At 68.7% G+C, this 25,081-nt stretch carries 29 protein-coding genes; 19 read left to right on the top strand and 10 right to left on the bottom strand.

All coding sequences use genetic code 11. The features are described from left to right. Positions 1 to 449 precede the first annotated feature (449 nt). The 5 genes from FPZ12_RS06100 to FPZ12_RS06080 are packed head-to-tail and all read left to right on the top strand — an operon-like array spanning position 450 to position 5,098. Positions 450 to 2,867 (top strand): sensor histidine kinase, encoded by a 2,418-nt coding sequence (locus FPZ12_RS06100; RefSeq protein ID WP_144757938.1) that lies wholly within the window; start codon positions 450 to 452, stop codon positions 2,865 to 2,867. Continuing rightward, the gene (locus FPZ12_RS06095; protein ID WP_144757939.1) at positions 2,864 to 3,277 is read left to right on the top strand and encodes a roadblock/LC7 domain-containing protein; all 414 of its coding nucleotides are present in this window, start codon (positions 2,864 to 2,866) and stop codon (positions 3,275 to 3,277) included. Before FPZ12_RS06100 ends, FPZ12_RS06095 begins: the two co-directional genes overlap by 4 nt. Continuing rightward, positions 3,274 to 3,663: a DUF742 domain-containing protein gene (locus tag FPZ12_RS06090; RefSeq protein WP_144757940.1), complete on the top strand. Its 390-nt coding sequence runs from the start codon at positions 3,274 to 3,276 to the stop codon at positions 3,661 to 3,663. Before FPZ12_RS06095 ends, FPZ12_RS06090 begins: the two co-directional genes overlap by 4 nt. After that, complete coding sequence (locus tag FPZ12_RS06085) at positions 3,644 to 4,228, top strand: GTP-binding protein (RefSeq protein ID WP_144757941.1); 585 nt, start codon at positions 3,644 to 3,646, stop codon at positions 4,226 to 4,228. The genes FPZ12_RS06090 and FPZ12_RS06085 overlap by 20 nt, the downstream gene beginning before the upstream one ends. A 21-nt stretch (positions 4,229 to 4,249) precedes the next feature. Next, positions 4,250 to 5,098 carry an MHYT domain-containing protein gene (locus FPZ12_RS06080; RefSeq protein ID WP_208025770.1) on the top strand — a complete coding sequence of 283 codons (849 nt, stop codon included), beginning with the start codon at positions 4,250 to 4,252 and terminating at the stop codon, positions 5,096 to 5,098. A 130-nt stretch (positions 5,099 to 5,228) separates the two neighbouring features. Here FPZ12_RS06080 and fahA read toward each other — a convergent pair whose 3' ends face one another. From fahA to FPZ12_RS06060, 4 genes are all read right to left on the bottom strand, one after another. Next, complete coding sequence (gene fahA / locus FPZ12_RS06075) at positions 5,229 to 6,410, bottom strand: fumarylacetoacetase (RefSeq protein ID WP_144748585.1); 1,182 nt, start codon at positions 6,408 to 6,410, stop codon at positions 5,229 to 5,231. Continuing rightward, positions 6,407 to 7,237, bottom strand: a complete 831-nt coding sequence (locus FPZ12_RS06070; protein WP_144748586.1) for a hypothetical protein — start codon at positions 7,235 to 7,237, stop codon at positions 6,407 to 6,409. The genes fahA and FPZ12_RS06070 overlap by 4 nt, the downstream gene beginning before the upstream one ends. Further along, positions 7,207 to 8,397 (bottom strand): homogentisate 1,2-dioxygenase, encoded by a 1,191-nt coding sequence (locus tag FPZ12_RS06065; RefSeq protein ID WP_144748587.1) that lies wholly within the window; start codon positions 8,395 to 8,397, stop codon positions 7,207 to 7,209. Before FPZ12_RS06065 ends, FPZ12_RS06070 begins: the two co-directional genes overlap by 31 nt. Positions 8,398 to 8,461: 64 nt before the next feature. Next, positions 8,462 to 9,004, bottom strand: coding sequence for a MarR family winged helix-turn-helix transcriptional regulator (locus FPZ12_RS06060; RefSeq protein WP_144748588.1), 543 nt, complete (start codon positions 9,002 to 9,004; stop codon positions 8,462 to 8,464). 299 nt (positions 9,005 to 9,303) lie between these two features. Between FPZ12_RS06060 and FPZ12_RS06055 the strand changes: the two genes are divergently transcribed. The 6 genes from FPZ12_RS06055 (at position 9,304) to FPZ12_RS06030 (ending at position 13,764) form a co-directional block, all read left to right on the top strand. Next, positions 9,304 to 10,146 (top strand): ESX secretion-associated protein EspG, encoded by an 843-nt coding sequence (locus FPZ12_RS06055; protein WP_144748589.1) that lies wholly within the window; start codon positions 9,304 to 9,306, stop codon positions 10,144 to 10,146. A 13-nt stretch (positions 10,147 to 10,159) separates the two neighbouring features. Next, on the top strand, positions 10,160 to 10,603 hold the full coding sequence (locus FPZ12_RS06050) for a hypothetical protein (protein ID WP_243769688.1): 444 nt from the start codon (positions 10,160 to 10,162) through the stop codon (positions 10,601 to 10,603). A gap of 4 nt (positions 10,604 to 10,607) precedes the next feature. Then, the gene (locus FPZ12_RS06045; RefSeq protein WP_144748590.1) at positions 10,608 to 12,383 is read left to right on the top strand and encodes a hypothetical protein; all 1,776 of its coding nucleotides are present in this window, start codon (positions 10,608 to 10,610) and stop codon (positions 12,381 to 12,383) included. 9 nt (positions 12,384 to 12,392) lie between these two features. Next, entirely contained in the window at positions 12,393 to 12,737 is a 345-nt protein-coding gene (locus FPZ12_RS06040; protein ID WP_144748591.1) for a type VII secretion target, read from the top strand. Continuing rightward, positions 12,734 to 13,240 (top strand): YbaB/EbfC family nucleoid-associated protein, encoded by a 507-nt coding sequence (locus FPZ12_RS06035; RefSeq protein ID WP_144748592.1) that lies wholly within the window; start codon positions 12,734 to 12,736, stop codon positions 13,238 to 13,240. The genes FPZ12_RS06040 and FPZ12_RS06035 overlap by 4 nt, the downstream gene beginning before the upstream one ends. A 68-nt stretch (positions 13,241 to 13,308) precedes the next feature. Next, positions 13,309 to 13,764, top strand: a complete 456-nt coding sequence (locus FPZ12_RS06030) for a VOC family protein (protein ID WP_144748593.1) — start codon at positions 13,309 to 13,311, stop codon at positions 13,762 to 13,764. 91 nt (positions 13,765 to 13,855) lie between these two features. Here the strand turns inward: FPZ12_RS06030 and FPZ12_RS06025 are convergent, their stop codons facing one another. Together FPZ12_RS06025 and pip are read right to left on the bottom strand one after the other, a co-directional pair. After that, entirely contained in the window at positions 13,856 to 14,329 is a 474-nt protein-coding gene (locus FPZ12_RS06025) for a carboxymuconolactone decarboxylase family protein (RefSeq protein ID WP_144748594.1), read from the bottom strand. Positions 14,330 to 14,399: 70 nt separating this feature from the next. Further along, the gene (pip, locus tag FPZ12_RS06020) at positions 14,400 to 15,359 is read right to left on the bottom strand and encodes a prolyl aminopeptidase (protein ID WP_144748595.1); all 960 of its coding nucleotides are present in this window, start codon (positions 15,357 to 15,359) and stop codon (positions 14,400 to 14,402) included. Here pip and FPZ12_RS06015 point away from each other — a divergent pair. Beyond that, complete coding sequence (locus tag FPZ12_RS06015) at positions 15,358 to 15,840, top strand: MarR family winged helix-turn-helix transcriptional regulator (protein WP_144748596.1); 483 nt, start codon at positions 15,358 to 15,360, stop codon at positions 15,838 to 15,840. The two genes, pip and FPZ12_RS06015, sit on opposite strands and share 2 nt — an antisense overlap. A gap of 14 nt (positions 15,841 to 15,854) precedes the next feature. On the opposite strand, the gene FPZ12_RS06010 is transcribed toward FPZ12_RS06015, so the two are convergent. Beyond that, on the bottom strand, positions 15,855 to 16,652 hold the full coding sequence (locus tag FPZ12_RS06010) for an endonuclease/exonuclease/phosphatase family protein (protein ID WP_144748597.1): 798 nt from the start codon (positions 16,650 to 16,652) through the stop codon (positions 15,855 to 15,857). Positions 16,653 to 16,721: 69 nt separating this feature from the next. Here FPZ12_RS06010 and FPZ12_RS06005 point away from each other — a divergent pair, with 69 nt between their 5' ends. Beyond that, positions 16,722 to 17,042, top strand: coding sequence for a GNAT family N-acetyltransferase (locus tag FPZ12_RS06005; RefSeq protein WP_144748598.1), 321 nt, complete (start codon positions 16,722 to 16,724; stop codon positions 17,040 to 17,042). 18 nt (positions 17,043 to 17,060) lie between these two features. On the opposite strand, the gene FPZ12_RS45985 is transcribed toward FPZ12_RS06005, so the two are convergent. Together FPZ12_RS45985 and FPZ12_RS05990 are read right to left on the bottom strand one after the other, a co-directional pair. After that, positions 17,061 to 18,071: a DUF6801 domain-containing protein gene (locus FPZ12_RS45985; protein ID WP_208025762.1), complete on the bottom strand. Its 1,011-nt coding sequence runs from the start codon at positions 18,069 to 18,071 to the stop codon at positions 17,061 to 17,063. 209 nt (positions 18,072 to 18,280) lie between these two features. After that, the gene (locus FPZ12_RS05990; RefSeq protein WP_144748599.1) at positions 18,281 to 18,730 is read right to left on the bottom strand and encodes a nitroreductase/quinone reductase family protein; all 450 of its coding nucleotides are present in this window, start codon (positions 18,728 to 18,730) and stop codon (positions 18,281 to 18,283) included. A gap of 148 nt (positions 18,731 to 18,878) precedes the next feature. Here FPZ12_RS05990 and FPZ12_RS05985 point away from each other — a divergent pair, with 148 nt between their 5' ends. From FPZ12_RS05985 to FPZ12_RS05960, 6 genes are read left to right on the top strand one after another with little or no spacing between them, the layout of a single operon-like run. Then, positions 18,879 to 19,562 carry a GntR family transcriptional regulator gene (locus tag FPZ12_RS05985; protein ID WP_144748600.1) on the top strand — a complete coding sequence of 228 codons (684 nt, stop codon included), beginning with the start codon at positions 18,879 to 18,881 and terminating at the stop codon, positions 19,560 to 19,562. Positions 19,563 to 19,604: 42 nt separating this feature from the next. Beyond that, a complete protein-coding gene (locus FPZ12_RS05980) occupies positions 19,605 to 20,819 on the top strand; it encodes an ABC transporter substrate-binding protein (protein WP_144748601.1) in 1,215 nt (404 codons plus the stop codon). Further along, positions 20,816 to 22,135 (top strand): ABC transporter permease subunit, encoded by a 1,320-nt coding sequence (locus FPZ12_RS05975; RefSeq protein WP_144748602.1) that lies wholly within the window; start codon positions 20,816 to 20,818, stop codon positions 22,133 to 22,135. Before FPZ12_RS05980 ends, FPZ12_RS05975 begins: the two co-directional genes overlap by 4 nt. Continuing rightward, positions 22,135 to 23,124 carry a branched-chain amino acid ABC transporter permease gene (locus tag FPZ12_RS05970; protein WP_144748603.1) on the top strand — a complete coding sequence of 330 codons (990 nt, stop codon included), beginning with the start codon at positions 22,135 to 22,137 and terminating at the stop codon, positions 23,122 to 23,124. The genes FPZ12_RS05975 and FPZ12_RS05970 overlap by 1 nt, the downstream gene beginning before the upstream one ends. Continuing rightward, complete coding sequence (locus FPZ12_RS05965; RefSeq protein ID WP_144748604.1) at positions 23,114 to 23,932, top strand: ABC transporter ATP-binding protein; 819 nt, start codon at positions 23,114 to 23,116, stop codon at positions 23,930 to 23,932. The genes FPZ12_RS05970 and FPZ12_RS05965 overlap by 11 nt, the downstream gene beginning before the upstream one ends. After that, entirely contained in the window at positions 23,929 to 24,645 is a 717-nt protein-coding gene (locus FPZ12_RS05960) for an ABC transporter ATP-binding protein (protein WP_144748605.1), read from the top strand. The genes FPZ12_RS05965 and FPZ12_RS05960 overlap by 4 nt, the downstream gene beginning before the upstream one ends. On the opposite strand, the gene FPZ12_RS05955 is transcribed toward FPZ12_RS05960, so the two are convergent. Beyond that, positions 24,642 to 25,046: a nitroreductase family deazaflavin-dependent oxidoreductase gene (locus FPZ12_RS05955; RefSeq protein WP_144748606.1), complete on the bottom strand. Its 405-nt coding sequence runs from the start codon at positions 25,044 to 25,046 to the stop codon at positions 24,642 to 24,644. The genes FPZ12_RS05960 and FPZ12_RS05955 overlap by 4 nt on opposite strands. Between the last annotated feature and the right edge of the window lie 35 nt (positions 25,047 to 25,081).

Here is a 25,081-nt window from a genome sequence, read left to right as displayed (position 1 = left end):
ACGGAATTGATGTCACCCCTTTGCGTTCGAAAATGGGCGTGGATCCCGTTCGATGTCGCGGCGCGGAAAATAAACAACCGATCTTGGCATCCCGGAAACAATTCCCGGGCGTGGCGGCAGAACTGCCGCCCAACACTGTTCGGCAGGATTAATTTTCGGCCACCTCCACCCCGCTCCCCACCCGTCGAACTGACACCGTCCGTACCGGTGAAAGCGCTTTCCGTACTGATGCGCCGATCTTTGGGCCGAACAGCGTACAACTAGTCGATCATCGATCACGCTCGGGAACAACCGGCCAGTACTAGCCGCTCGAAGGTGCTCTTGACAAGAAGACTGCGATTGTTGTTGTCTCCTACGCGCTTGACGCACGGGCGGGAGACCGGTTTTTCACCTGGGGGTACCCCGCGCCCTTTTCCGGATAGACGCCACGAAACGAGCGGGCCCGAAAAATGGAAGATTCCGCGCCGGCCGCGAGAGTGGGCGGCCTCACCTGGCCGCCCACCGCCTGGAGCCTCCGCACCAAGATCGCCGCGGTGCTGCTGCTGCCGACGATCGTCGCGCTGACACTGGCCGGGATCCGGATCGACAGCGAGCTGGACCAGGCCAACAGGCTGAGCGCGGTCCGCGACCAGCTCAGCATCGTGCGGGACACCCTGGAGCTGGCCGATCTGCTCGATCAGGAGCTGGTCGCCTCGGCCGCGAACCCGACGCCCACCGCGCAGATCGACGCGGTCGACGCGAAAGTCGCGGCGCTGCAACAGGATGTGGACTTCGCCGTACTGCCCGCCGACACCTCGCGCACGCTGAACACGTCGCTGGGAAAGCTCAGCGGGCTACGCGCGTCGGGCGATCCGGTCGCCAAGACCACCGGCTACCACGAGATCGTGACCCAGCTGAGCAACATCCCGCCCACCGTGATCGGCTCCGCGGGCAACACGGACCTGAACGCGCCCGCGTACACCCTGCGCTCGCTCATCCAGCTGCGCTCGGCGTTGGCGGTGCAGGAAACCCTGCTGCGTTCGGTGCGTTCGGGCAACGCGAACCAGGCCGAGCTGGCAGCCGCGGCGCAGTCGGCGGCCGAGGAGTCCGCGATCCACAGCCAGGTCGCCCGGGACATCAGCCCGGAACTGGCGCCGCGGCTGACGAACGCGTTGGCCGCGCTGAGCGACCGGCAGGCGGTGCTGCAGTCGGCGCTCGTCGTGGACCGGACGCCGGAGCTGAGCGGGCTGCTGCTGCCGATCGCCAACGAAAGCGCCTCGCTCGGCGACCTGATCGCCGGGATCTCCGCCACCCTGTCCGGCACGGTCACCGACGCGACCAACGCCATCCGGTCGAAAACCCTGCGTGACGCGGCTTTGGTGATCGGCGCGCTGCTGTCCGCGCTCGCCATCGCTTTGCTGATGGCGCGTTCGCTGCTGTCCCCGGTGCGCCGCCTGCACACGGCCGCGTTGACGGCCGCGCACGAGGAGCTGCCCCAAACGATCCAGCGGGTGCGCGACGGCGAGGACATCTCGTGGGAGTCGGTGGAACCGGTCGGCGTGGAGACCGGCGAGGAGATCGGCCAGCTGGCGCGCGCGTTCGAGGAGATGCACCGGCAGGCGATCCGGCTCGCCGGGGAACAGGCCGAGCTGCGCAAGCAGGTCAGCGAGATGTTCATGACGCTGGCCCGGCGCAGCCAGTCGATGGTGGAGCTGCAGCTGACCGTGCTGGAAGGGCTCGAGTCCAACGAGCGCGACCCGCAGCGCCTCGACGAGCTGTTCCGGCTCGACCACCTCGCCACCCGGCTGCGCCGCAACGGCGAGAACCTGCAGGTGCTCGCGGGCGGCAGCCCCTCACGGCACGATCATGGCCCGGTTTCGATGGTGGAGTTGTTGCGCGGCGCCACTTCCGAGGTCAAGGACTACCGGCGGATCAAGCTCGCCAACGTGCCCGGCGGCTCGGTGCGCTCACAGGCCGCCGCCGACATCGTGCACATCCTGGCCGAGCTGCTGGAGAACGCGACCCGGTTCTCGCCGCCGGAGGCGAAGGTCGTGCTCACCGCGGACCGCGGCTCCGACGGCGGGCTGCTCGTCGAGGTCGTCGACCACGGGCTCGGGATGACTCAGGAGGACCTCGACAAGGCCAACCACCGGCTCGCCGCCGGGGACACCGTCAGCCCGGAAACCGCCCGCCGCATGGGACTTTTCGTGGTCGGGCGGCTGGCTTCGCTGCACGGGGTCACGGTGCGGCTGCGGCTGACGGGCGGGCCCGGCGGGGAGCCGGGGATCACCGCGAGCGTGCACGTGCCGGGCGCGCTGATCATCGCGGACAGCGGCACGGCGCGACAGTCCTTGGTCAACGGGGTGGCGCCCAAGCCGAACGGGACCTCGCTCGAAAACTACCCGTCGCTCAACGAAATCTCGCTCGAGAACTACCCCACGCTCAACGGGAGTTCGCACGGCACTTTGCCGGTGGCCAACGGGGTTCCGTCCGGGCCGCACCCGCTTCCGGAGCGGAAGCCCCAGGCGCCGATGAACACGCCGATCTTCGAGAACGTGGTGTCCAACTGGTTCACCGAGCATTCCCCGGACACGCCGGAACCCGCGCAGCGCTCACAAAACTGGCTCACCGCCGCGGACGACGCGCGCCGGGCCGCCGAGGACGCCGTGCGGCAGTCCACTCCGGCCACGATCAGCCCGGCGGGCCTGCCGACCCGCACCCCGGGCGCGCAGCTGGCGCCCGGCGCGGCGCTGCCTCGCGAACGGCCCGGCGGCAGGCAGGCCACCACGGATTTCCGTGACGCCACGGCGGTCCGGAACAACTTGTCCAGGCATTACAACGGGATGCGGGCGGCCCGGCAACGCACCGCCCACGAGGAGGGATCGTGACCCAATCACCGACCGCGCCGTCCCCGGCCTGGCTGGTGTCGGCGTTCACCGAGGAGGTCGCGGGCGTGGCGCACGCCGCCCTCGTGTCCGCCGACGGACTGCTCGTCGCGGCTTCGCAAAGCCTGCCGCGGGACCGCGCCGACCAGTTGTCCGCGATCGCCTCCGGCCTGTCCAGCCTCGCGCTGGGCACCGCCGAACTGTTCACCGCCGGCCGGGTCGTGCAGTCGGTGATCGAGATGGAGGACGGGTTCCTGCTCCTGATGAGCGTCGGCGACGGGTCGAACCTGGTCGTGCTCGCCAGCCCCGGCTGCGACATCGGCCTGGTCGGCTACGAGATGACGCTGCTGGTCGACCGGGTGGGCAAGATGGTCGACACGCCGATCCGCCAGGGGGGCAAGGCCCGCCCGTGAACGAGCAGGACCAGTGGGAAACCGGGCGCGGGGAACCGCGCACCGGGCCTTCGCTGGCGCGCCCGTACGCCTGGACCGAGGGCCGCACCAGGCCCGCCATCGAACTCGCGCTCGAGGCATTGGTGCAGACCACTGCCGAAGGGCGCACAGTTCCCTACAACCACGCGAGCCCGTTGTCCGCGGTCACCCAGCTCTGCCTGCAACCCCGTTCGATCGCCGAGATCGCGGCGAACCTCGGGGTGCCGCTGCAGGTGGCGCGAGTGCTCGTGGGCGACCTGCTCGGCGCCGGGATGGTGCTCGTCCGCGACACCCTCGGCGACAACGCTTCCTGGGACGAACGGCACGATCTGCTGGAAAGGGTCCTCAGTGGACTACGCACACTATGAACGACGGCCCGCGATCACCTCGGCGAAGATCATCGTCGCCGGCGGGTTCGGTGTCGGCAAGACGACCTTCGTCGGGGCGTTGTCGGAGATCATCCCGCTGCGCACCGAAGCCATGATGACCGCGGCCAGCGTCGGCGTGGACGATCTGGACATCGTGCCCGGCAAGACGTCCACCACCGTCGCGATGGACTTCGGCCGGATCACCCTGGCCGACGACCTGGTGCTGTACCTGTTCGGCACGCCGGGGCAGCACCGGTTCTGGTTCATGTGGGACGACCTGGTGAAAGGCGCGATCGGCGCGGTCGTCCTCGTGGACACCCGGCGGCTCGCGGACTGTTTCTCCGCCATCGACTTCTTCGAGTCGAGGAACCTGCCGTTCCTGGTGGCGGTGAACCAGTTCCAGGACACCCACCGGCACGGGCTCGGCGAGGTGCGAGAAGCGCTTTCCGTCCCCGGCGAGGTCCCGATCATCACGTGCGACGCGCGTTCGGCCGACTCGACCAAACAAGCCCTCATCGCCGCGACCGAGCACGCCATGTCGCGGCTGAAATCCGCCGTCCGCTGAGGAGCAGCAGCCGTCATGGACATGGAGAACGTGCAACACTTCGCGATGGGCCAGTGGCTGCTGGTGCTCGCCTACCTGACCTCGGTCGTCGGCTGCGCGCTCGGGCTGGCCTGCACCCTGCAGGCGCGGTTCGCGCCGACCGCGCGCGGCAGGCTGGCCTGGCTCGCGCTCGCCGCGCTCTCGATCGGCGGAGTCGGGATCTGGGTCATGCACTTCATCGCGATGCTCGGGTTCGCAACGCCGGGAATGCCGGTGCGCTACGACGTCGGCCGCACGGTGCTTTCGGCGATCCTGGCCGTGGTATCGGTCTTCGGCGGGTTGCTCGTGTTCGGTGTGCGCACCGGTTTCGCGTGGTGGCGGCTGATCGTGGCCGGGGTGATCACCGGACTGGCCGTGAACCTCATGCACTACACCGGAATGTGGGCGCTGGAGATCAAGGGCTCGTTCGGCTACGACCCCGGGCTGGTCATCCTGTCCATCGTGATCGCGATCGTCGCGGCGACAGCGGCACTGTGGTTCACCGTCGGACTGGACCGCCTGCTCCCCCGGCTCGCCGCCGGCCTGGTGATGGGCGCGGCCGTGACCGGCATGCACTACACGGGCATGGCCGCCGTCGAGGTACACCTGGACATGTCCGCGCCGGACCCGTCCGGCAGCGAGGTTTTCACCTTCCTGTTCCCGGTTTTCGTCCTCGCAGCGGTCACGCTCGCGGTACCGATCTGCGCGGTGCTGCTCGCTCCGCCACCCGGGGAACGGCGGGTTTCGACTGGGGTGGAGGAGCGGGTTGCTGTGGGTGACACCCCTCCACCGCCCCGATCTGTGAGTGTTCGCGGTTCCGGGGGTTCGTCAAGGCGGGAAAGAGTACCTTGACAAACCCCCGGAACCGCAAGAGCAGGCTGGGGATCGGGGCGGTGGAGGGGTGTGGTCGGTGGGACGGCTCGCTTCTCGTTGCCGGGTGGCCGTTGAGTGGTGGTGGGGGGCCTTCAGTGGCTTCGATTGCTTATGGTTTCGGTGTTGTGGCGGGGAGGATCTTTCCCTTCACCTCACCGAAGCCGATGCGGGCACCGCCTGCGGCCGGTGCGGTCGCGGAGATCGAAACCTCGTCCCCGTCTTGCAGGAACGTCCGCTCTTCGCCACCGACGAGCACCGGCTCCCGGCCGCCCCAGGTCAGTTCGATGAAGGCCCCTCGCTGGTTCTTCTCCGGGCCGGAAATCGTGCCCGAGGCGTACAGGTCGCCGGTGCGGCTGGACGCGCCGTTCACCGTCATGTGCGCCAGCATCTGCGCCGGGGACCAGTACATCTCGCGGTACGGCGGGCGCGTGACCTCGTGTCCGTTCCACGCCACCGAAAGCTCGATGTCCAGCCCCCACGGCTGCGACTCCTTCAAGTACGGCAACGGTTCCGGGTCCTGCACCGGGGTCGCCACGCGCGCCTCTTCCAGCGCCAGCAACGGAACCACCCACGCGGAGATCGACGTCGCGAAGCTCTTGCCGAGGAACGGGCCCAGCGGCACGTACTCCCAGGCCTGGATGTCCCGCGCCGACCAGTCGTTCACCAGCACCGACCCGAAAACACAGCGCGAAAAGTCCTCTGTGGACACTGCCGACCCGAGCGGCGAGCCCACGCCGACGATGAACCCCAGCTCCGCTTCGATGTCCAGCCGGCGGCACTCACCGAAACTGGGAGCCGCCTCGTCCGGGGCCTTGCGCTGGCCGCGGGGGCGCACGATGTCCGTGCCCGACAACACCACGGTGCCCGCGCGGCCGTGGTAGCCGACCGGCAGGTGCTTCCAGTTCGGCATCAGCGGTTCCGCGTCCGGACGGAACAACCGCCCGAGGTTGCTCGCGTGATGCTCCGACGCGTAGAAGTCGACGTAGTCGGCGACCTCGACGGGCAGGTGCAGGGTCACGTCGGCCAGGTTGTGCACCGCGTTCTCCGGCACGTCACCGCCGACCAGCTCGGTGATCCGCCGCCGCACCTCCACCCAGCGGTCATAACCCTGTGCCATGAACGGATTCAGGCTGCCGTGGTCGAAGACCTCGTCCCCCAGCGCCACCGTGAGATCGAGCACCGAATCACCGACCCGGACGCCGACCCGCGGCGGGGTGCCCGGGGTGGAGAACACGCCATAGGGCAGGTTGGCCGTACCGAAGAGCGAGCCCTCCGGAATTTCGATCTTCACGCGATGACTCCTTCGTCGACCAGGCCGAGCTCCGCCAGCTCGGTCAGCGGTTCGATGATGCTGCAGGTGCCGAACGAGCGGAACGCCGCACGGACACCGTCGTCCACTGTAGACAGACGATCGGCGATCGCCCGGCCGTCCCGTTCCGCCAGCACATCCGCCAGCGCGTCGGAACTCTTCCCCGCGAGCGCGTCCGCGGTGGCGGCCAGGATGTTCAAATACCCGTGCTGCTCGAACCCCGTCGCGGGGTCGGTGTTGCGGATCGCGTGGTGCAGCCCCGCCGTCGCCTTGAACGGCACACCCGCGCCGGTCACCGCGCGGATTCCGGCCGCCAGCTCGGTTTCGTCCGGATACAGCTCCGCTTTCACCCCGCCGGCGCGAAACTTGGCCTGATGCCCCGTGCGGGCGCAGGCGGCGATCACGTCGGCGCGGCGCTCGTCACGCGGGATCTCGACGAACACCGGCACCTCAGTCTCCGGCAGCGCGCCGAAGAACTCCGCCACGCTCATCCCCGCGGGCATGGCGACCTCGAGCCCGGCCAACCGCACCGGCAACCCGGCCACGCGGGCGAAAACCTCCGGGAGCTGCGCGGGGCCACCGGGCGCGGTGACCGCCAGCTCCAGCTCAGTGTCGCCCAGACCGGCGAGATCCGGCGCCGCCAGCACGAGCGGGCCGACGATCTCGCGGTAGGGCGCCGCGCGGTGCCGGACATGCGCCGGCACCGCTTCGGCCAGCGGCAGCGACCCGGGCGGGAAGACCGCGGCGTCGTCGAGCAGGCCTCGGAACAGCGGCGGGATCACTTCGGCCCCCGGCCCGCCCACGTCCACGCGTACCCGTCGTCCTCGGCCGCGGCACCGCCCTCGCCCAGTTCCAGCGGGCGGAAGGTGTCGACCATGACGGCCAGCTCGTCGAAGAACTCCGCGCCGATGCTGCGCTCGTACGCGCCCGGCTGCGGCCCGTGCGAATGGCCGCCGGGGTGCAACGAGATCGAGCCCTGGCCGATGCCGGAACCCTTGCGCGCCTCGTAGTCCCCGCCGCAGTAGAACATGACCTCGTCGGAGTCCACATTGGAGTGGTAGTACGGCACCGGAATGGACAGCGGGTGGTAGTCCACCTTGCGCGGCACGAAGTTGCAGATGACGAAGTTGTCGCCCTCGAACACCTGGTGCGCGGGCGGCGGCTGGTGCACGCGGCCGGTGATCGGCTCGAAGTCGCCGACGTTGAAGGTGTACGGGTACAGGCAGCCGTCCCAGCCGATCACGTCGAACGGGTGCCACGGGTACACGAACTTCGTGCCCACGATTCCCGTGCTGCCACGGTGCTTCACGAGCACCTCGACATCCTCGCCCTCGGCGAGCAGCGGTTCGGCGGGCCCGGTCAGATCGCGCTCGCAGAAGGGCGCGTGCTCCAGCAGCTGACCGAACTTGGACAGGTAGCGCCGGGCCGGGGTGATGTGCGAGTTGGCCTCGATGGCGTACGCGCGGACGAGCCCGTCCGGCACCCAGCGGTGCGTGGTCGCGCGCGGCAGCAGCACGTAGTCGCCCTGGCGGAAGGGCAGCGCGCCGAACACGGTCTCGACGGTGCCCTCGCCGGACTCGACGTACACGCACTCGTCGCCGATCGAGTTGCGGTAGAGCGGAGAGGCTTCGCCCGCCGCGACGTAGGAGATGCGGACGTCACCGTTGCCCAGCACGAGCCTGCGGCCGGTGACGACGTCGTGGCGCTTCCACTCCTCACCGGCGAACAGCTCGTGCAGCTTCAGGTGGCGCGGTTTGAGCGGGTAGTTCGGCTCCGTTCGCAGGTCCGGCAGCTGCCAGGGCGCAGAGTCCACGATGGCCGAGGGGATGTGGCGGTGGTACAGCAGCGAGGAATCGCTGGAGAACCCCTCCTCGCCCATCAGCTCCTCGTAGTACAGGCCGCCTTCGGGCGTTCGGTGCTGGGTGTGCCGTTTGGGCGGAACCGAGCCGACCTGCCGGTAGTACGCCATGACCTCGCCTCCTTGCTCGGATCGATGTAGTTAATGTATGTACTACTTCTTCCCGGCGCAAGGGTCAGTTGCGCCCGCGCACGTCGAACTGGTCCCGGTTGGTGATCAGCTTGTCCAGCAACATCACCAGAATCCGCTGCTCGGCTTCGGTGAGCACGCTCGTCCACTCGTACTCGCGCTCGTTGTGCCGCCGGAAGGTCTCGACCATCTCGCGCCGGCCTTCGTCGGTCAGCGAAAGCAGCACCGAGCGCCCGTCGTGCGCACCCGGTGCCCGGTCCAGAAGACCGTCCGCCACCAGTGTTTTCGTCAGGTTGGACACGGCGGCACGGCTCATCCCGGTGAGCTCCGCGGCCTTCTTCGCCTCCATCGGCCCGGCCAGCCAGGTGACGAACAGCAACCGGAAACCGGACCAGGACCGCCCGCGCGGCCGGTGCACACTGGACTCCAGGTCGTAGGTGACGATGTTCGAGGCGCGGTTGAGCGTCAGCAGCACCTCGGTGGCCAGCTGGTGCCGGAAGCCGAACTCCCCGGCCAGCCTGCTGTTCGCGAGCTCGACGAAGGACCAGAAGTCCAGGTCGGCCGCCCGTCCGTCACCGTCAGCGGTCATGACACGAACCCTATACTCTAGCGATCGACAGGTAGTAAACATATTAACCACTTGTCCTCGAATGTGCGAAGTGTAAGCAGTTGTTCACGGCGCATCGGCCCACCGGAGTTGATCACCCGGTAGATTGACCGGGTGCCCGTGGCCCGCCCCGTGCCCGATCCGTCCATTGCGGACAGTCTCGGTACTTTCGGATGTGACGACGCTCTCCGGAGCTGCCACTGCTCGACATCGGCGGGCCCGGCGCGGAAACTTGTGGAGATGACCAGCCTGCGATTCGTGAAGAGGTGACGTTTTCACCGATGGTGTATCGGTTCGACTTCACGGTGGGAAGCGTGGAGGCCGACGTCATCGGCCGCGCCACCGGTGTGGACATTCGCCGGTTTCCCTTGCGTATCAGCAACACCACCGTCTTCCCCGAGCGCTACGCGCAACTCGCGCGGATGGTCCACGACGATCTGGTCGAACGGAAGCTGTCCACCGCCGGTGAGCTGCACCGGGGCGTGCGGCTGGCGTTCGAGCTGCTGGGCACCGGACGGGTTTCGGTCGCCATCACGGGCACCGACGTCGAGTTCGGCGAGCTCGCCGTGCTCTCGGCCACCGACGGCGCGCAGGCGGTGTTCATCAGCCAGCCCGGCGGCTCGGACGATCTGCACTTCTCCCTCTTCGAGGACGAGGAACTGGTCCGCAGGCTCGCCGCCGCGCTGCCCACCACGCCCGCCGCGCCGGGAAGCCCGCTGGTCATCCGGCACCGCGAGGACAGGCCCAAGTCGGCGATGGCGGCGCTGCGCCAGGCGGAGGCCGAGTTCGAGGAAGAGGAGACCGAGGCCTTCGGCAACGTCGAGGTGCGCCAGGTGGTGCGGCCGGGACGCGGCCCGGTCCCGGAACCGGATCCGGACTACGAGCAACTCGAAGAGATCTTCGCGCGTCCTCGGATCGGTGGCGGCTACATCGTCGTCACCGGAGTGGGCAGGCACGGCGAGCAGCGCGGCACGTCACCGACCAGCTGGCTGGACACCGAGGACGGCCGCTACCTGGTACAGACCACGACCGGCACCGACGGAACGCTCACCGCGCGGTATGTTCCGGCCGGCGGCCGCGACGTGGCCCGTGCCATCCAGGACATGATCTCGGCGGTCTACTGAAGGGGCGATGGGGATGAGCGACGAGGATCAGACCGAGACGACGCAGCTGAAGGCGACCGCGCGTTCCGAAGCGCAGCCGCAGCTGCAGGCACGCAGAGCCCTGAGCGGGGTCGAGCTCAAGACCCTCGCCACGAACGGCGGGTTCGCGGTGGACGAGACCACCGGCGACAAGATGATCCAGTCGCTGCAGGGCATCATCGACAGCCTGGAGTCGCGCTGGTCCAAGCTGCAGGCCTTCGGCCAGGCGCCGCCGATGAGCACCGGCCCCGCCGCGGAGTTCGTGTCCCAGCACATGGTCCGCACGGCCACCGACGACAAGGGCCTGCTCACCCAGCTGCAGCAGGCCCGCAGCGAGCTGCCCACGTACATCGAGGCGATCAAGCTCGCCAAGAAGAACTACCAGTCGCAGGACGGCGATACCGGTACCACGTTGCGCACCTACAACGCGGAGGGCTGAGGAAATGGCTGTGCAGTTCGACAAACCGGGTTCCGCCGCGCACGACGTCACCGCGGACCCGAACTCGAAGTACTACATCGGCCCGATCCACAACGAGATCCGCTCCGGTGACGACATCCGCGACGACGTGACGCAGAACGTCGACGAGGAGATCGCCAACGGCTGGCTCAAGGACGTGACCGATCCGTCCGAGAAGGACAAGGTCATCCAGACGCGGTACGAGGAGCAGCTGCAGAAGACCCGCCAGGGCCTCGACCAGGACCTCCAGATCCGCGATCCCGGCGCCCCGCCGACCACGATGTGGGACAACGCCACCCACGAGCAGATGCAGCAGACCATCACCGACAACGCGGACTCCGCCGCGGTCGCGGTGACCTCCGAGGAGTGGGTCGCGCTCGGCAACGAGCTCACCGAGCACCAGCAGAACCTCGCCGACGCGATCAACGACAGCGTGTCCGACTGGCAGGGCTCCGGCGGCGACGCCGCGCGCGAGCACCTGGCCTCGGTCGGCAAATGGCTGGGCACCACGGCGCAGGGCTCCAGCCTCACCGGCCGCCAGCAGGAGATCCACTCCCAGTCGCTGAACGAGACGCAGAAGCAGATGGCGGCCAACCCGCCGGTGCAGTTCTCGGTGCAGGACGCCAACGCCAGGCTGCAGACGATCACCGACCCGGTGCAGTACGCGACGCAGGCCACCGCGGACATGGCGATGGTGGGGCAGCAGAAGGCCGCGCAGCAGCAGGCGGCGCGGATCATGACCCAGTACGACGAGACGGTCGGCGGCGCGATCGCCACCCCGGAGTTCCAGGCCCCGCCGAAGCTGGCGAGCGGCTCCGCGAGCACGGGCGGCACGGCGGCGTCGAACGCCTCGGGCACGAGCAACGCCGGGCTGCGCACGCTCGGCAGCAGCACCACGCCCGCGAGCGCGGGTTCCGCGGGCTCGGGCGGGGAGTTCTCCAAGAGCGGGGACTTCGCCGCCGCGACGGCGCTGAACGGTGGCGCGGGCGGGGCCGGCGGCTCCGCGGGTGATCTCGCGGGTTCCGGCGCCGGATCGGGGTCGGGCTCCGGTTCCGGTTCGGGCTACAGCGGTTCCGGCATCGGCGGCGGTTCCTACGGCGGCTCCGGTTCGGGCTCTGGCTCGGGTTCCGGCTACACCGGCTCGGGGATCGGCACCTCCGGCGGCAATGGGTCGGGCGGGAACGGTTCGTACACCGGCTCGAACATCCCGACCGACGGCACCTCGCCGTCCTCGGTCACCGGCACCACGATTTCCTCGCACGGCGGACCGGGCAGCGTCACCGGCAACATCCCGACGATCGGCTACGGCGGCGGCGTGAACGGCGACAGCATCGCCAACCGCCTCAACGGCCTGAACGTGCCGGGCAGTTTCCCTGCCGGCGAAGGGATCGGCGGCATCGGATCGTCCGGCGCCGGCGGTTCCGGCATCGGCGGGGCCGGGATCAAGGGCATCGGCGGTTCCGGCGGAGCAGGCTCCGGCAGCGCCGGCAGCAGGCTCTCCGCGGGCTCGGTCTCCGGCGCCGGGGCGGCCGAAGAGGCGGCGGCCGGGCGCGGCGGCACGGGCGGGGCGAGCAGCTCCACCGGCCGCGGGACCACCGGCGGAATGCCGCACGGTGGCGGCAAGAAGGGCGAGGGCGACAAGGAACACAAGATCGCCGACTACGTCGAGGGCGAGCCGGACCTGTTCGAGGGCGAGCAGGTGATCGCGCCGCCGGTCATCGGTGACTGGAAGAAGACCAAGACCGACAAGAAGAAGAAGTAAGGGGCTCCCATGCCTTTCGAGGTCGTGCCGGATGAGCTCCGGACCCACGCGAGCCACCTGGACGGGCTGGTGGACCGGCTCAACACCGCGGTGGACGCGGCGAAGACGGTGACGATGGACAACGAGGCGTACGGGCTGATCTGCTCGTTCCTCCCGCCCATCATCAACGCCACCTGCCAGCAGGACGCCACGGACGCGCTCAACGCCGCGGTCGAAGGCATGACCACGACGGCGGACAACGTGCGCACGGCGGCCTCGGGTTACGACGAGCAGGACAAGGCGGCCGCTTCCCCGTTCGAGGCACAACTGCGCGAAGGCACCGTGGAGACGTCGAAGGAAGGCACGCGGGGATGACGAGCGCGAGCAACGGGCTCGGCGGCCTGATGCGGGATCCGGAACAGGCGGCCGCCAGCATCGACGCGTGGGCGCAGGGTCTGCAGGACAAGGCGAATCGCTACCAGGCGGCGCAGGAACGCACCGAAGGAATCCGGCTCACCGCGGTCAACTCCGACAACTCGGTGCAGGTCACGGTGCGCGCGGACGGCACCGTCAGCGGGCTCGAGCTGACCGGCCGGGCCCGCTCCATGCCGCTGGAGGAGCTGTCCGCGCAGATCCTGGCCACCATGCAGAAGGCCCAGTCCGGGATCGCCGACGAGGTCGCCGACGTGATGACCGAGGAGATCGGCGACGAGGACCCCGAAACCCGGTCGCTGATGCTGGACAACCTGCGCAATCGCTTCCCCGACCCGGACGAGGAAGACGAGGAAGAGGACGCGGAGGAGCTTCCGGACGAGCCCGAGCGGCCCACCGCGCGCGGCGACGCGGAGCCGGACGACGAGGACAACAGCCCCTGGTAGGTCCGATGAGTTTTCCGGACGCGCGAGGTCTTTCCCGACACCAGCGCTGAATCCGGAAGGAACCGCTCATGAAGACCATCAGCCCTTGCCTCTGGTTCGACGACCAGGCCGAGGAGGCCGCGAACTTCTACGTCTCGGTGTTCCCGGACTCGAAGATCACCGACGTGACGCGGTACGACACCACGCTCGTGGTCGAGTTCGAGCTCGACGGGCGCCCGTTCCTCGCGTTCAACGGCGGCCCGATGTTCACCTTCAACGAGGCCATCTCGCTGGAGGTGCGCTGCGATTCGCAGGACGAGGTGGACCGGCTGTGGACACGGTTGACCGAGAACGGCGGCCAGGAGAGCAGCTGCGGCTGGCTCAAGGACAAGTACGGCGTGTCCTGGCAGATCGTGCCGCAGCGGATGCTGGACATGATGACCGACCCGGACCAGGAGAAGGCCGGGCGCGTCATGCGCTGCATGCTGGCCTCGAAGAAACTGGACCTCGCCGAGCTCACCGCCGCCTACGAAGGCCGCGCCTGAGCCTCTAGCGCGGTGGGGTTGCGCGGAACGGAACAGCTGACGGCGTGCGTCCCGCGCCGGCCGGGCGCCGGCGCGGGACGCCACCCCCGGGTCAGCCGAACATGCCGACCTTGTAGCCGCCCGCCGGCTGCCGCGTGAGCACGTTCAGCCGGTTGTAGGCGTTGATCACGGCGATCGAGGCCACGAGCGCGAGCAGCTGCTCCTCGTCGTAGTGCTTGGCCGCGTTGCCCCATACCTCGTCGCTGACACCGCCCGCCGCGTCGGCGATGCGAGTGCCCTCCTCGGCCAGTTCCAGCGCGGCACGCTCGGCCTCGGTGAAGACGGTGGCCTCGCGCCACGCCGCCACCAGGTTCAGCCGCGTCGGCTCCTCGCCGGCGTGCACCGCGTCCTTGTAGTGCATGTCGGTGCAGAAGCCACAGCCGTTGATCTGGCTGGCACGCAACAGAACCAGGTTCACCGTCGACTCGGGCACACCCGAGTTCGCGAACGCGTGGCCTGCCGAGTTCAGGTGCTTGATGAACTTGCCGGCGGCCTCGCTGCCGAAGACGTTCAGCCGTGCTTCCATGGGTCACTCTCCCCTGTCGTTCGGTCGCTTCACCTACAGGACTCCGCGGCCGGGGAAAATGTGACAGGGCTCAGGCGAACGCGTCGAGAGCGGCGCGCAACCGGGCGCTCATCGCCTCGCTGCCGGTGTGACCGGAGTCGGGGATCACCACCAGCTCGGCGTCGGGCCAGGCGCGGGCGAGCTCCCAGGCCGTTTCGAGCGGGCCGCCGAGGTCGAGCTTGCCGTGCACGAGCACGCCGGGGATCCCGGCCAGGCGATGCGCCTCGCGCAGCAGGATGCCCTCCTCCAGCCACGCGCCGTGCGAGAAGTAGTGGCTGCAGATGCGGACCAGCGCGAGCAGGTCCCGGTGCGGGCGGTCGCTGTACGCGTCCGGTTTTCCGTTGCTCTCATGGGAAATCACCGCGTCCTCCCAGGCGCACCACTCGCGGGCGGCGTGCGCGCGCACCCCGGGATCGGGGCTTTCCATCAGCCGCGCGTAGCCCGCCACCAGGTCGCCCTCCGGCACGAGCGAGCGGAACCTTTCCCATTCGGCGGGCAGGAACCGCGCCACGCCGCGGTAGAGCCAGTCGGTCTCGGACCGGCGCGTGGTGGTGACCCCGGTGATCACGATCTCGCTGACGCGCTCCGGATGCCGCTCGGCGTACGCGAGCAGCAGCGTGGAACCCCAGGAACCGCCGAACAGCAACCACTTCTCGATGCCGAGATGCCGGCGCAACAGCTCCATGTCGGCCAGCAGATGCAACGTGGTGTTCACGCTCATGTCCGTGTCCGGCTCGCTCGCGTGCGGGAGGCTCTGGCCGCAGCCGCGCTGGTCGAACAGGACGACGCGATAGCGCTCAAGGTCGAAATACCGCAGCAGCCCTGGTGGGCACCCGCTGCCGGGGCCTCCGTGCACGATCACCGCGGGCTTGCCCGCCGGATTCCCCGCGACAGTCCAGTGCACGCGGTTCCCGTCACCCACGTCGAGCATGCCCTCGTCCACCGGTCCCCCATCCCCGAGATACAACAGCGCTGTTATATTACCACTCATGCCGATCCCGGGACCCGAACTCCTCGGTACGCGGCTGCGTCTCCTGCTCGACCTGCTTGACGGGGACGTCGCCGCGGTCTACGCCGACCTCGGCCTGGCCGGTTTTCGCCCGCGCTACACGCCGATCGTCCGCACGCTCGCGGCCGAGGGCCCGTCGTCGATCCGGGAGCTGGCCGAGGCCATCGGTGTCACCCATTCCGCCGCGAGCCAGACCGTGGCGCAGATGGTGCGCGCGAAGCTGATCCGCCTCTCGTCCGGCAAGCAGGACGCGCGGCAGCGGATCGCCCGGCTGACTCCGAAGGCCGAGAAACTCCTGCCACTCCTCGATCTCGAATGGCGTGCGACAACGGCTGCCGCGAAGGAGTTCGAGGCCGAGTTGTCGTTTCCCTTGAGCAGCTTGGTGGACGAGGCGCTCGCGGCGTTGGCGCGGACGCCGATGCGGGAGCGGATCGCGCGGAAGCTACCGGAGGAATCCGCCTAGTCCGATGTGGACGGTCAGCGGTTCACGCGGACATCCGCGACCACCGGCCGGTGGTCGGACGCGACCGTCGCGACCTCGTGGGCGCCCTGCACGGCGACGTCCGGCGAGACGGTGATCAGGTCGATGCGGCTCACCGGGTCGACAGCCGGGTAAGTCGGCCCACCCTGCGGCGCGGCGTCGCGCAATGGGCCCCACAGCGCGGCCAGCTCCGGGGCCGAGGCGTCCGCGTTGAAATCCCCGACGAGCACCTTCGGGCCACGGTCCTCGGCGAGCACACGCAGCATGTCGTCCACCTGGGTCCGCCGCACCGACGGGTCCGGCCGGTAGTCCAGGTGCGTGCAGTACACGTGCACGAACACGCCCCGCACGTTCACCGTCACCTCGCCGAAACCGGGCGCCGGCGCGGGCACCGGATCGGCGTCCTGTGTGGACAGACGGGTGATCTCGTGGTTTTCCGCTGACAGGATCGGGAAACGGCTCAGCAGCGCGCCCCCGAACTGCCGGTCCGGCGGGAGATCGTAGATCGGGGCGAAGAACACCTGCATCCCGAGCTCGCGGGCCAATTGCCCGGCCTCGTCGGCGAACTGGCTGCGCTCGCCCCAGTGCACGTCGACCTCTTCCAGGCCGATCACGTCGGCGTCGAGCGACCGGATCGCCGCGGCCGTGCGGCCGAGGTCGTACACGTTGTCCTCGCCCGCGCCGGCGTGGATGTTGTACGTCGCGACGCGCAGGTCCCGCGCGGGTGACGCCTCCGCCGCGGGTGCGACGGCGGCGAACGCCAGTGCGGCCAGTATCGCGGCGAAGACGCGCATCTCTGCCCCTTTCAGCGGTTTCGGCTGATCATTCTGCCGTCCGGGCGGGAGCGCGGCTACGTTGGGAAGATGAGCAGCACCGAACGAATCGCCGTCGAGCGGATGGACGATCGCTACGAGCTCACGGTCGACGGGAAAGTCGCCGGGTTCGCCGCGTTCGCCGACCGCGGGGACGACCGGGTCATGTACCACACGGAGATCGACGAAGCCTTCGGCGGACGGGGGCTGAGCACCGAGCTGGTCACCCGCGCGCTCGAGGACATCCGCGCTTCGGGTAAGCACGTCGTCGCGGTGTGCCCGCTGGTCGCCCGGTTCCTGGTCAAGCACACCGAGTTCGCGGACCTGGCCCAGCCGGTCACCGACGACGTCCTGGAGTGGCTCCAGCGCTGAAGCCGGTCGCCACCGCGCCTAGTCGTTCGGGCGCCGCCGCCGGAAGAGCAGGATTCCCGAGCCGGCGCCGAGCAGGAGCACGCCGATCGCCAGCGGGGTGGTCACCGGAACCCCGGTGTAGGCAAGGTCTCCGTAGTCCGAGCCGCCGCTGCCGCCACTGTTGTCGCCGTTGTCGCTGTTGTCGCTGTTGTCGGAGCCGACCGGAGCCGCTCCGCCCGCGTCGCTCGTGGTGGTGGTCGTGTCCTCGGAGGGCACGCTTTCGCTGCTGGAGGACTCCGTCGTCGTGGTGGTGGTTGTCGTCGTGGTGCCGCCGGTGCTCGTGGTGGTGGTCGTCGAAGTGGGCTCGCTGATGGTCGTGGTCGACGTCGGTTCCGAAGTGGTGGTCGTGGTTTCGCCGGTGGTGGTCGTCGTGGTCTCGCCGCCGCCGGTGATCTGGAACGTGGCCAGCACGTTGTTCTGCCCGGCGTTCTGGGTGCACGCCGAGTCGAAAGTGCCGAGGCCGGTCTCGGTGCCGTCCGCCTTGCGCGGGGTCATGGTCAGCGTGATGTCACCGACGCTGATCGTGGCGTCGCCTGCCTGCGTGAACGTGAGCGCCGGTGCGGCACCCGTGGCCGTCACGTCGAACGGCTGCGCGGTCGCGGGCACCGGGGTGGACGGGATCGTGGTCGGCACCGTCACCGGCAAGGTCGCTTCCGGCGCCGTGACAGTGGATTGCGCGCTCGCCGTGCCCTCCACCGTCGCGGCGCCGACGAGCACCAGGCCCTGCGTCACCGTGCTCGGCACGGTGGAAACGGCGGTGATCGCGAACTCCGGGGTCGCCTGGCCGACCGGGATCGACGCCGGGATGTCGGAGCCGATGACGATCTGGATCGGCTGGTTGCCGACCAGCGGGAACGAGCAGGTGTATTGCAGCGTCAGCGAAACCGGATCGGCGTCGCTGGTACCGGCGAAGGCGAGCAGTGACGCCGCGACCACGCCGGCACTGCCCACCGCGGCGGCGCCCGCCGCAACCCGCGTTCTTCGTCGCACAGAGACCACCTCGTCAACCGGTGCCGGAAAGGGAAGCGACGGAAAGCTACCCACGGGTTAAGGAACCGGACAAGGCCGATCACGATAATCCGTTCCGGCGCACGAAAAGGCGTCGGGGAACTCCGCAATGACGCGACAAGAAAGCCGAATTGGCGCGCTGACAAATCGAGCGCGCGCCGGACGAACCGCCACCGTAGCGGATGCGCGCGCTACACGTCCTCCACCCGGAACACCGCGATGCGCTCCGCCGCGGCCGCCACCCCGTCCGGCGTCGGTGACGAAGCCAGACCCGTTGTCACATAACGCTTTCCGACGCTCGGCCCGTTGGTCGACACCACCTCGCGCAACACCGGCGGCCGCTCCTCCACCGGAAGCTCCACCAGTCGCACGGTTCTCGTGCGGAACCCCTTCTTCAGCCGCGCCGTTTCCGCCGCGCGCACGTTGGCCACCCATGCGGCGCGAGGAAACGCCTGCACGATGTAGCGCCCGGTGCTCAGCTTCAGCACGGCGATCGGGAACGTGCGCGGCTGCCCGCTGCGCCGCCCCGCGACGGTGAGCATCTGCATCGGGCCGAACGTCAGCCCGGCCCTGCTCAGCGCCAGGATGAACCTGTTGATGGCGTTGACTTTGCGGCGGTAGTCGCCTGCCTGTGTCGTCATGACCGCCACAGTACTACGAAACTCATAATTTATCTAAGTCAGAAATCAAGTTGTCTCCATCCCATAACGAGCGGCTTTCCGGCGGTATCCAACCTTGGATGCGGTCCGGTATACCCATTTCTCATCCTGCTCAGGGAGGACAACGAAGATGACTTCGGCTCGCTCGTCCCGCCCCTCCGACTCCACACCCTTCGCCGCGCAACTCGTGCACGAGCGGCTGCGCGACGAGATCCTCCGCGGTGAGCTGCGACCCAACGAGCGGCTGGTCGAGGAAGAAGTGGCCGCAAGGCTGGAAGTCAGCCGCACCCCGGTGCGTGAAGCGCTGCTGGCGCTGACCCAGGAAGGGCTCATCGTCCGCTCCCGCGGCTGGCTCGTCCGCGATCACGCGCCGCAGGAAATCCTGCGCATTCTCGAAGCGCGCGCGGCGATCGAGGGCTCCGCCGCCGCGCTCGCCGCCGTCCGGATCGACCCCGCCGGACTGGGCAGGCTGAAGGAACTGGCCGGCGAAATGGAACGGACCACCAGCAACCGGCCCGCGCTCAACCAGCTCAACCGCCAGTTCCACGGCGCCATCACCGAAGCCGCGGACAACGTGCTGCTGGCCCAGTTCTCGCAACGCACGCACATCAGCCACTGGAACTTTTCGCTCTCCATGGTGCAGCCCTTCGGCGACGACGAGGTGGTCAACGCCGAGCACCGCTCGATCATCGACGCGCTCGAAGCCCACGACGCCGACCGGGCGGAACACATTGTGCGGGAGCACATCGCGCGCACCCGCCGGATCCTGGCCGCCGCGCTGGGCCTCCCCGAACAGCCCGAGCAGGCCGGATGACCCCCATCCCACCGGCCTTCCGAGTGAAGAAGGAGTAATCGCATGAAAACCCTTCCCGGCCTGACCGCGTTGTGCGCGGCCACGCTGCTGCTCGCCTCCTGTTCCAGCGGAGGGTCGAACGGCTCCGGCACACCCGACCAGGCGCTCAAGATCGGCTCACTGCTCGCCCAGACCGGCTCCCAGGCTTCCGCGGTGGAACCACTGGTCGCCGCCACCCAGCTGGCGATCAACGACATCAACGCGGCAGGCGGGGTGTTCGGCAAGAACGTCGAGTACAAACAGCAGGATTCCACTTCGGACAATGACACCGCGCTTTCCGCCGCGCAGTCGCTGATCAGCTGGGGCGCGGACGAGGTGATCGGCACCTACGGCTCGGGGATGGCCGGCGCCGTGGTGGAACCGGTCACGCAGGCGGGCGCCCTGATGGTGTCCGGCTCCAACACCTCCTCGAACCTCACCGGCATCAGCCCGCTGTACTTCCGCACCGCGCCCACCGACGCGCTGGAGGCGGCCAGCATCGCCGACCTCCTGGTGAAGGACGGCAGGACGTCGGTCGGCATCGTGTGGCAGAACGACTCCTGGGGCGAAGCCTTCGAGAAAAGCTTGGTGGACAACCTGAACACGGCCGGGATCAAGATCGCCGCGAACCAGCCGTTCAACACCGACGCCACCGACTTCACCTCGCAGGTCAACGCCGTGGTCGCCGCCAAGCCGGACGCCGTGGTCTTCCTCTCCTATGCCACCTACACCGGCGCGATGCTGGAACAACTGGTCGGCACCAACCACTTCCCGTCCAAGAACGTCTACTTCTCCAGCTCCACCCTCGGCTCCTACGAGGGCAAGCTGAGCAACCAGGCGTATTTGCAGGGCGTGCAGGCTTTCCAGCCCGGCGCGGCGCAGGACACCGAAACCCAGTTCGAGGCGAAGCTCAAGCAGCTCAACCCGAAGCTGAGCGCCTTCGCCTACGCCGCCTCCACCTACGACGCGACGATCATCGCGGCGCTCGGCGCGATCGCCGCGAACTCCACCGACGGCGCCACCATCGCGAAGAAGATGCGGGAAATCTCCGGCGGAACCGGCGGCGGCGAGAAGTGCACCACGTTCGCCGACTGCAGGAAACTCCTCGCGGACGGCAAGACGATCGACTACGACGGGCTCACCGGCGGGATCGCCTTCGACGAGAAGAACGACGAGACCGAGACCAACTACATCGCCTACGTCTACGGGGCGGACGGCAAGTACACGGTCAAACAGTGACGGCGCACCGGAAAAGGGCGGGAAGCGCGCTGCTGTTCGTACTGGGCGCGCTCCTGCTCTCCTTGTTCACCGGCACGCCCGCGTCCGCGCAGGCCGGCTGGGGCTTCATTCCCCGGGTGGTCGACCAGGGCGGCACCGGCGTGGCCGGGGTGAGCGTCACCGTCAAGAACGGGGACGCCGTGCTCGGGCAGACCACGACGGACGCCACCGGGAACGGGAAAACCGTTGCCGTGCCGGGGAAAGGTGTCTACACCCTGGTCTTCGACACCTCCGCCACCCCGGCGGGTTTCGTGGGCGGCAAGGTCTACGCGGTCGAGAAGGAGGTCGGGGCGGCCAACACGCTGCCGACGCAACGGGTGCTGGTGAGCCTCACCGAGCACGCCAACGGCGGCGTGGTGGGCAAGGCGGCCGGTCCCGCCGACGAAGGGCCCGCGTTCAGCACCGCGATCTTCCTGCAGCACGTGGTCTCCGGGCTGAACCTCGGGCTGCTGCTGGCGATCGCGACCATCGGCCTTTCGCTGATCCACGGCACCACCCGGCTGATGAACTTCGCGCACGGCGAGAACGTCACCTTCGGGGCGCTGATCGCGTTCCTGTTCTGCGTGGTCTTCGGGCTGCCGCTGGTGATCGCCGGGCTGATCGCGGTGGCCGCGGGCGCGGTGTTCGGCTGGCTGCAGAACGCCGGGCTCTGGCATCCCTTGCGGCGCAAGGGAGTCGGGATCGTGCCGACGATGATCGCGAGCATCGGCGTCGGGCTCGCCGTGCGGTACCTGTACTTCGCGATCTTCGGCAGCGGCACCCGGCGGGTGACCGGCGAAACCATCCCCTCGGTCACCATCGGCTCGGTCGTGCTGCCGGTGAGCGCCTACCTCAGCATGGCGATCAGCCTCGCCGTGCTGATCGCGATCGGCTGCTGGATCAAGTACTCGCACCTCGGGAAGGCCACCAGGGCGGTCTCGGCGAACTCCCCGCTCGCCTCGGCCAGCGGCATCGACGTGGAGCACACGATCCGCGTCGTGTGGATCCTCGCCGGCGCGATGAGCGCGCTCTCGGGCGTGCTTTTGGCCCTGCTCAACGATGTCTCGTACGACATGGGGTTCAAATCGCTGCTGCTGATGTTCGCGGCGATGATCCTCGGCGGGCTGGGCACCGCGTTCGGCGCGCTGGTCGGCTCGCTCGTCGTCGGGTTGTTCACCGAGGTGCTGGTCACCTGGCTGCCCCCGGACATGAAGTACGTGGGCGCGCTCGTGGTGCTCGTCCTGGTGCTGCTCGTCCGGCCGCAGGGCATTTTCGGCCGCAAGGAACGGATCGGCTGATGGACATCCTCCTCACGTCACTGCAACAGATCCTCTCCCCCGTCACGGCCGCGTACGCGCTGGCCGCGATCGGGCTGAACCTGCACTTCGGGTTCACCGGGCTGCTGAACTTCGGGCAGGCGGGGTTCCTCGCGATCGGGGCGTACGGCTTCGCCATCGCCGTGCTCTCGCTGCACCTGCCGACGATCGTCGCGCTGCTCGTGGCGATCGCGCTCGCGGTGGGTTTCGCTTTGCTGATCGGCATTCCCACGCTGCGGCTGCGCGCGGACTACCTCGCGATCGTCACCATCGCGGCGGCGGAGATCATCCGGTTCACCGTGAACTCCTCGGTGCTGGCCGGGATCACCGGCGGCGCGCAGGGCATCAACAACAACGAGACGATGGGCACCAGCTACTCACTGGACTTCAAGGCCATCAACCCGTTCCCGGAAGGCCGGATCGACCTCGGGCCGTGGGTGTTCACCTCCACCCAGCTGTGGATCGCGACGCTCACGTGGATCGCGGTGGCCGTGGCGTCGCTGCTGGTGTGGTTGTTGATGCGGAGCCCGTGGGGGCTGACGGTCAAGGGCATCCGCGAGGACGAGGACGCCCTGCGCAGCCTCGGCAAGAACGTGAACCTGTACAAGATGCAGTCGCTCGTGCTGGGCGGGGTGCTCGGCGCGATCGCGGGGATCATGTTGGTACTGCCCGCGGCGATCTCGCCCGGTGACTTCAACTCGCGGCTGACGTTCAACCTGTTCACGATCCTGCTGCTGGGCGGCGCGGCCACGGTGCTCGGGCCGGTGCTCGGCGCGATCGTGTTCTGGGTCGTGCTGCAGGCTTCGGACCAGCTGATCCAGCTCGGCTCGAGGCACGGCTGGTTCGGCGGGCTCGCCGACGCGAGCCAGCTGCGGTTCACCGTGGTGGGGATCGTGCTGGTGCTGCTGATCGTGTTCCGGCCACAGGGCATCCTCGGGAACAGGAAAGAGCTGGCCTTCGATGACAAATGACGCGATCCTCGTCGCCGACGGCGTCCGCCGCAGCTTCGGCGGGGTGCACGCCGTCGACGTGGAGCACCTCGAAGTGCCGCGCGGCGAGATCGCCGCGCTGATCGGGCCGAACGGGGCCGGCAAGACGACGATGTTCAACCTGCTCACCGGGTTCGACAAACCCGACAGCGGCACCTGGTCGTTCGACGGGATGCGGCTCGACGGGATGGCGCCGTTCCGGGTGGCGCGGCACGGGATGGTCCGCACGTTCCAGCTGACCAAGGTGCTGGGCAGGCTTTCGGTGCTGGAGAACATGCTCACCGGTGTTGGCGGCCAGCCGGGCGAGAAGCTGTCGCGAGCCCTGTTTTCCCCGCTGTGGAAGAAGAAACGCGCGGCCGACATCGAGCGGGCGATGGACCTGCTGACGCGGTTCAAGCTCGCCGACAAGGCAGGCGACTACGGCGCCTCGCTTTCGGGCGGGCAACGGAAACTGCTCGAAATGGCGCGGGCACTGATGGCGGAGCCGAAACTCGTGATGCTCGACGAGCCGATGGCCGGGGTGAACCCGGCGCTGGCGGAGTCACTGCTCGAGCACATCCTCGGCCTCAAGGCCGAAGGGATGACCGTGCTGTTCGTGGAGCACGACATGCAAATGGTCAAGTTCGTCTCGGACCGCGTGGTGGTGATGGCGCAGGGGAAAATCGTCGCCGAAGGGGAGCCGGAGGCGGTGCTGCACGACGAGGCCGTGATCGACGCGTACCTCGGCGCGCACCACGAAACGAACCTGCGCGAGATCATCGACCGGCAGCTCGCCGAGGAGGCGAAATGACGCTGGAAGTCACCGACCTCGTCGCGGGGTACCTGCCGGGGGTGAACATCGTCGACGGCTGCTCGGTCACCGCCGGTCCAGGCGAGCTCGTCGGCATCATCGGGCCGAACGGGGCCGGGAAGTCCACGCTGCTCAAGGCGATCTTCGGGCTGGTGCGGATCCGCGGCGGGTCGGTGCGGCTCGCGGGCGAGGACATCACCGGCCACAAGGCGAACGAGCTGGTCGGGCGCGGGGTCGGCTTCGTGCCGCAGAACGACAACGTCTTCGCGACCATGACGGTCGAGGAGAACCTGCAGATGGGCCTGTACCTCAAGCCGAAACAGTTCACGGAGCGGATCTCCGCGATCCTCGACCTGTTCCCGGAGATCGGCACCTTCCGGCGGCGCAAGGCGGGTTCCCTCTCGGGCGGCGAACGGCAGCTGGTGGCGATGGCCAGGGCGCTGATGACCGGGCCGTCGGTGCTGCTGCTGGACGAGCCGTCGGCGGGGCTTTCGCCTGTCCGGCAGGACGAGACTTTCCTGCGCATCCACCAGATCAAGCGCTCGGGCGTGTGCGTGCTGATGGTCGAGCAGAACGCCCGGCGCTGCCTGCAGATCTGCGACCGGGCGTACGTGCTCGACCAGGGCCGCGACGCCTACACGGGCACCGGCGAGGAGCTGATCCACGACCCCAACGTGATCCGCCTCTACCTGGGCAGCATCGCGGAGTCCTAGGGAACCGGCACGAGCGCGACCACCGGGATGACGCGGCTGGTCTTCTCCTGGTACTCGCGGAAGCCCGGGTACAGGGTCGCCTGCCGTTCGTAGAGCCTGTCGCGCTCTTCGCCATGCAGCTCCTCGGCACGCACCTGGACCGTCTCCGTGCCGATTTCGACCTTGGTCTCCGGATGGGCCTTGAGGTTGTGGTACCAGGCCGGGTTGGTGTCGGCCCCGGCTTTGGAAGCGAACACGAGGTAGCGGCCGTCGTCGGCCAGGTACATCACCGGGCTGACGCGCTCCTTCCCGCTGCGGGCGCCCGTGGTGTGCAGCAACAGCAGCGGCGCGCCCTCGAACGGGCCGCCCACCCGGCCCTCGTTGGCGCGGAACTCTTCGATGATCTGCGTGTTCCAGTCCATGACCGCCGACAACGCGCCCGTCTGCCGCCCTGTTC

It is taken from the genome of Amycolatopsis acidicola, assembly GCF_007713735.2.
Taxonomy (GTDB): Bacteria; Actinomycetota; Actinomycetes; order Mycobacteriales; family Pseudonocardiaceae; genus Amycolatopsis_E; species Amycolatopsis_E acidicola.
This window is presented reverse-complemented; position numbering and strand designations above follow the sequence as displayed.